Source organism: Intrasporangium chromatireducens Q5-1 (genome assembly GCF_000576575.1).
Taxonomy (GTDB): Bacteria; Actinomycetota; Actinomycetes; order Actinomycetales; family Dermatophilaceae; genus Intrasporangium_A; species Intrasporangium_A chromatireducens.
Map to the genome: position 1 here is coordinate 1 of NZ_AWQS01000426.1, position 1,939 is coordinate 1,939.

The window sequence follows — 1,939 nt, forward strand, 5'->3', positions numbered from 1 at the left end:
GTGGCCTTTCGACGGACTGTGGCCTTGGGGCGGTTTGTGGCCTTTCGACGGCGTGGGCGGTCAGCGGCCGCCGGCCTCGGACAGGAACAGGGCGAAGCGGGGCGGCTGCGCCTGGACGAGGTCGAGCCGGCCGCCGTTCGACTCGGCGAGGTCGCGCGCCAGGGCGAGGCCCAGGCCGGTGCTGCCGCCGGCGCCGCTGCTGACGGACCGCTCGAAGATGTGCGGCGCCATGGTGGGCGGCACGCCCTCCCCCTGGTCGCTCACCTCGATGATGACGGAGGGGCCGGACCGTCGGGCCTGCACCTCGACGGTGCCGCGGCCGTGGACGAGCGAGTTCTCGAGCAGCGTGGAGAGGACCTGGGAGAGTCCGACCGGGGTCATCCGGACGAAGAGCCCCCGCTCCCCGTGGACGTGGACGGACCGGCGGGCCTGCTCGAACGCCGGCTGCCACTCCCGCTGGAGCGCCGCGATGACCGAGTCGAGGGAGACCGCCGGCGGCTGGCCACCGTTGCCGGCCCGGGTGCGGGTCAGGAGGTCGTCGACGACGCGGGTGAGCCGCTCGACCTGGGCGATGGCGATGCCGGCCTCCTCCTTGACCACCTCGGCGTCGTCGGTCTCGGAGATCTCCTCGAGGCGCATGAGCAGCGCGGTGAGCGGGGTGCGCAGCTGGTGGGAGGCGTCGGAGGCGAAGTCGCGCTCCGCCGCGAGGGACCGCGCCATGTCATGGGCCCGGCGGGCGATCACCTCCGACACCGTGTCGACCTCGGAGATGCCGGTCCGCAACGGGCGCAGGCGGGCCTGGCCGGCCGCGAGCCGGTCACTCAGCTCGACGAGGTCCGACGTGGCGGAGGCGACCATGCGACGCGCCGGCAGCGTGACGAGCCAGCCGGCGCCCCAGCCGAGCAGAGCCGCCGTGAGGACGACCGCGGCCGCGCGGCCGAGGCCCGCGCCGGGGTCGACGACGAACCAGGAGTGGAAGGTGCCGGGCCCCTGTTCGGCGATCCACCAGCCGGCGCCGGCGAGCAGGACCGCGGTGGTGCCGGAGGCGACACCGGCCCCGAGTGCACCGATGCGGTCGAGTCTGCGCTGCACGACCTCACTCGCCTGCCGGCTGGTCGAAGCGGAAGCCGACGCCGCGGACCGTGGCGATGTAACGGGGGTCCTGGGCCCCGTCGCCGAGCTTGCGGCGCAGGACCGAGATGTGCATGTCGAGGGTCTTCGTCGACCCGAGCCAGGCGGTGTCCCAGACCTCCCGCATGAGCTGCTCGCGGGAGACGACCTTGCCCTGCTCGCGCACGAGGACCCGGAGCAGGTCGAACTCCTTGGCGGTCAGCTGCAGCTCCTCGTCCTTGAACCAGGCCCGGCGCCCCTCGGGGTCGATCCGCACGAGGTCGCCGCCCGGTCCGGAGTCGACCGGCGTGCGGCGCAGCAGCGCCCGGACCCTGGCGAGCAGCTCGGCGAGGCGGAACGGCTTGGTGACGTAGTCGTCGGCTCCGGCGTCGAGCCCGACGACGGTGTCGACCTCGTCGGCGCGAGCCGTGAGGATGAGCACCGGGACGCTGCGTCCCTCGGCCCGGATACGACGACACACCTCGAGGCCGTCGACCTGGGGCAGCCCGAGGTCGAGCAGGACGAGGTCGGGGTTGTCCTTGGCACCCTCGAGCGCCGCCGCACCGTCCTCGCGCACGTCGACGTCGTATCCCTCCCGGCGCAGCGCGCGGGCGAGCGGCTCGGAGATGGTGGGGTCATCCTCCGCGAGCAGCACTCGAGTCACGTGAGCCTCTCCTTCCTGGGTCGGCCTCCCCGTGGGCCTGCCCGAGCGCAGCCTACCCAGTCGCCAGCACGAACTGCCCACCCAACTCGCGTGCCGCCCGGCACCGGCGCCCGGACGCCCGCCGGCTCGGCTTCCCGGCCCGACCCGCCCGGCCGCCGGCTCAGC

General features: G+C 74.3%; 2 protein-coding genes. Both read right to left on the reverse strand.

The window, feature by feature from the left end; all coding sequences use genetic code 11:
* Positions 1-60: 60 nt before the first annotated feature.
* Positions 61-1,092: a sensor histidine kinase gene (locus N864_RS21885; protein ID WP_034722494.1), complete on the reverse strand. Its 1,032-nt coding sequence runs from the start codon at positions 1,090-1,092 to the stop codon at positions 61-63.
* Positions 1,093-1,096: 4 nt separating this feature from the next.
* Entirely contained in the window at positions 1,097-1,774 is a 678-nt protein-coding gene (locus N864_RS21890; RefSeq protein ID WP_034722495.1) for a response regulator transcription factor, read from the reverse strand.
* Between the last annotated feature and the right edge of the window lie 165 nt (positions 1,775-1,939).